This window comes from Microbacterium sp. K41 (genome assembly GCF_004794395.1).
Classification (GTDB): domain Bacteria; phylum Actinomycetota; class Actinomycetes; order Actinomycetales; family Microbacteriaceae; genus Microbacterium; species Microbacterium sufflavum.
On record NZ_SSDO01000524.1, the window covers coordinates 1 to 4,134 of the forward strand.

The window sequence follows — 4,134 nt, forward strand, 5'->3', positions numbered from 1 at the left end:
GCTCGAACGACGGGGCGGGCAGCAGCGGCGGGGCCTCGACCACGGGCTCCGGCTCCGGCTCGGGCTCGGGTGCCGCGACCCGCGCGTCGAGCATCAGCGACCCGACGGCTTTGTCATGCCAGCCCTGGAAGCGTCCGGAGCCGTCGAACAGCGGGCTGAAGTAGCCCACCACGATCGCACCGGCCAGACCGAAGACGATGTTGCGCAGCAGGGCACGACCGAAGCGCAGCGGGGCACCGTCCGCCGCGGTGGCCAGGCGCAGACCCTGTGCGCGCATGCCGATCGAGCCCTTTCCGGCCTGCATCACGGTGTAGACGACGAACCACGCCAGCAGCACGAGGCTCACGATCGGGCCGCCGATCAGCAGCGTCAGGAGCGAGGCCTCCAGGCCGCCCGACAGCGAGGTGGCCACCAGCAGACCGCCGCCGAGCAGGATGCCGAGGCCCGCCGCGATCGCGGCGTCGATGACGTAGGCGATCACCCGGCGGGAGATCGGCGCGATCTGCGTGAGCGCGGGCGGCGTCATGGGGTCTCACTCTCGGTCGACGGCGGGGGCGTCTCGTCGTTGCTCTTGATGGTGCCAGGTTCGCGGCGCACGCGCGCGGCCGCCGCCTCCTTCAGACTCTGGAAGCCCTGCGACACCGCGGTGCCGCCGAGCAGCGAGCGCAGGCTCAGCCGTGCCTTGACGCGCTTCCAGAACCCGGCCTGCTCGCCGAGGCCGCCGACGATCTCGTCGACCTCGCTCCAGAAGGCGTCCACGTCCTGCGCCGTCGGCTCCGTCGGCCCGAACACCTCGGCGTCGGCGCGCTCGGCGAGGGTCGTGACCTGCGGCACCGTCAGCGTCGACGCGACCACGGCCGCCTCCTCGCCGCGGGTGCCGCCCGGGGCGAGCCGCGCGCCGTAGTCGACCGCGCGGTCGGTGAGCTCATCCCATCCGCCGCTGATGCGGTCGGCGGTGCGCGCGGCCGATCGCCGCGCCCGGCGCCTCGCGGCCTTCCACGCCCCGATCACGATGAACGGCGACATGAGCAGCGCGATCACGGCCAGTGAGATCCCGCCGATCAGCAGGATCGCGCCGATGATGCCCGCGAGGTTGAGGCTCTCGTCCTCCGACTCGCGGTCGTCCGGCAGGGTCGGCGGCAGGTCGACCGGCTCCTGCGGCGGGGGCGGCGGCTGCAGCACCTGCGGCTTCGGGTCGACGCGCGGCTTGGTGTTCTGGTCGTTCGGCACCTGGTCCTCGGGCGGCGTGGGGTTGAACGTCACCCACCCGATCCCGTCGAAGTTCACCTCGACCCAGGCGTGCACGGTGTCGCCGGTCGCCTCGAACACCGCCTCGCCCGCCTGCTCCTCGTCGGGGTAGTACCCCATCACGACGCGCGCCGGGATGTCGAGCTGTCCGGCCAGCAGCGCCATCGCCACCGCGTACTGCTCGTCGTCGCCGATCATCTGCTCGCCGCCGATGAGGGTCGAGATGCGCTCGGCCGTGTGACCGGCGCGCGACAGCACCTCGCCCTCCAGGCCGTGGCTGAAGAACCCGCCCTCGGAGAGGAAGTCCTCCAGCGCCCGCACCTGCTCGATCGGGCTCTCCGCCCCCGACACGGTCTCGGCCGCGAGCGCGGTGAGCTCCTCGGGCACGTTGCTGGGCTTCGGCATGGTCACGCGACCGAACGGCACCTCGGCGAGCTGCTCGTCGTCGGGCTGCGTCGGGATCACGGCGTCGACGGCGTACTCGTCGCCCTTCTCCAGCGTCGGGGTGGCGACCGCGGTCCCGGTCGAGGTGTTGACGTAGGTGCCGCGGCGCAGGTCCTCCGCGCGGTCGCCGTCGAACCGGATCTCGTCGAGCTGCCCGGCCGTGGGCATCCACACCCCGCGGTAGCCGTCGATCGCGATCTTGAGCGTCACCGGGATGCCCTCCGCCTCGGGCGCCATCGCCGAGCGCAGCGGGGCGAAGGCGCTCGACGAGGTGGGTCCGCCATCGGTGACGTTGTAGACCATGCCGTCGAACTGGTCCATCACGGCCGTGCGGATGCGGGCGCCCTTGGGCAGCCCCTGCACCGTGAACAGCGTCTCGTCGGCCTCGTCGCGCACGTTCTTGCGGAACGCCTGCAGCGGGCTGGGGTAGTCGCGGATGTCGAACGGCGGGATGATCACGTCGCGGAACACGTGCCGCGGCTGCGCGGGCGCGGCGAGGGCGCTCGTGGCCACGCCCGCCCCGCCGGCCACCGCGAGCACGGCGACACCGGCCAGCAGCCGCCGCATCCGCATGTGCGCGGCACGGGCGGGGTCGACCTCGCTCACCGACACGGCCATGTTCTGCGGCGCCCACAGCTGCCGCAGCGCCAGCCAGGCCATGCTGACCAGCGCGAACACCAGGCCCTGCACGAGCGGGAACGCCGGTTCGGGCGTGCCGAGCGCGATCACCAGCATCAGCAGCACGCCGGCCGGGATCAGCGCCCACGCGACCGACCGCAGCCGCAGCGCGAGCGAGGCCGTGAGGGTCGTGGTCACCAGCGCCAGCAGGAACGGTGCCACGAGGTGGCCGTCGGCGGCCGCGACCGGGGCGACCGTGGTGAGCAGCTGCTTCCACGATGTGACGGTGCCGAGCGCGAGCTTCTGCAGCGTCTCCAGCGACGGCACCACCCCGAGCAGTGCCGTGTGCGGAAGCGCGAGGGCCCCGCCGAACACGAAGTACGCCGCGACCGTGAGGCCCGCGACGATCAGGATGCCCCAGCGGCGCCACGCCGACACGGCCGCGATCGCGAGGCCCAGCACGACCCCGCCGACCACGGCGGGCAGGAACGAGGGCCCGGCGAACGTGGGCCAGAAGCCGACGAGCGCCGTGAGCACCAGCAGCGCGGTCGCCCCGAGGTCGAGGATCCAGCGGCGCAGCGGCAGCGCGACCGGGGCAGGGGCGGCGGTGGCGGGCGCGGTCATGCGAGCACCTTCTGCAGGGCGAGGGGGATCTGTGCCAGCGCGCCGACCGTCACCACGTCGGCGTCGCCGATGCGGCGCAGCGCCGGGGTGTCCACCGAGGTGTCGGCGACGACGGCGAGCACGCGGGCGCCGAACGGCAGGCGCGAGCAGGCGAGCCGCAGGTCGTCCGCGCGCACGCGCGACCCGCACACGAGCACCACCACGCTCGCGAGCGGCATGGTCGCGGCGACCACCCCCGCGAGCTCGGCGATGCCGCCCTCCTTGGGTTTGCTGCCCTCGACGGCCGAGAGCGAGTCGAGCAGCTGCTTGCCGGTGCCGGAGGGGAGCTCGCGCCCCTGCACGCGCATGTCGACGCGCTGCGAGTCGCGCAGCGCCCGCAGGCCGATCGATCCCGCCGCCGAGATCGCCAGCTCGAAGTCGTCGTCGGTCGCGTACTCCGCCGTCGAGCGCGACAGCCCGATCACGAAGTGCGAGCGGCGCGTCTCCTCGTACTGGCGCACCATCATGGTGCCGGTACGGGCCGTGGAGCGCCAGTGCACGTGGCGCAGGTCGTCGCCCGGCTGATACTCCAGCAGCGCGTGGAACGACACGTCGTCGCGCGACAGGTCGGCGGCGGGCAGGCCCTCCAGGTCGCGCAGGTAGCCGAGCGACTGCCCGTCGAACAGCACCGTGCGGGGGTGCACGAACAGGTCGACCGGCTCGTCGCGGCGGTGCGCACGCTCGAACAGGCCGAGCGGGTCGCCGCGCACCACGCTCACCGGCCCGACCTTCACCACGCCGCGCTTGTGCGTGGGGATCGCGAACAGCTCCTCCGCCTCCTCGCCCGGCGCGAGGCGCTGGATGCCGAACTCGCCGCGGCCGGAGCCGACGGGCAGCACCACGCGCGACGGGAGGATGGCGCGCGAGCCCCGGTTCGCGAGCGTGAGGGCGCCCACGGCCCGCTCCCCCACCACGACGCGGGTGCGGGCGAGGTCGAGCGAGACGTCGTAGGCCGTGCGACCGATCAGGAACAGCGCGCACACGGCGACGGCCATCGCGATCACGACCGCGGCGATCGTGAACTCCGCCCACCCCGCGACCTGCCCGAGGATCCAGAACCCGACGGCGAGGCCCATCAGCACCCACGCGAGAGGGCGCACGGCCGCGGCCATGAGGCGGAGGCGCGACAGGGCGCGCGCGCCGAGGACCGCCGCGATGTCC

3 protein-coding genes are annotated in these 4,134 nt (G+C 73.7%); all 3 read right to left on the reverse strand.

Annotation, left to right across the window (positions count from 1 at the left end):
* A partial coding sequence (locus DW309_RS17960; RefSeq protein ID WP_136046148.1) for an RDD family protein occupies positions 1-526 on the reverse strand: 526 nt, incomplete at its 3' end.
* Positions 523-2,934, reverse strand: a complete 2,412-nt coding sequence (locus DW309_RS17965) for a transglutaminase TgpA family protein (RefSeq protein ID WP_136046149.1) — start codon at positions 2,932-2,934, stop codon at positions 523-525. The genes DW309_RS17965 and DW309_RS17960, both read right to left, overlap by 4 nt.
* Positions 2,931-4,130 carry a DUF58 domain-containing protein gene (locus DW309_RS17970; protein ID WP_446724769.1) on the reverse strand — a complete coding sequence of 400 codons (1,200 nt, stop codon included), beginning with the start codon at positions 4,128-4,130 and terminating at the stop codon, positions 2,931-2,933. Before DW309_RS17970 ends, DW309_RS17965 begins: the two co-directional genes overlap by 4 nt.
* Between the last annotated feature and the right edge of the window lie 4 nt (positions 4,131-4,134).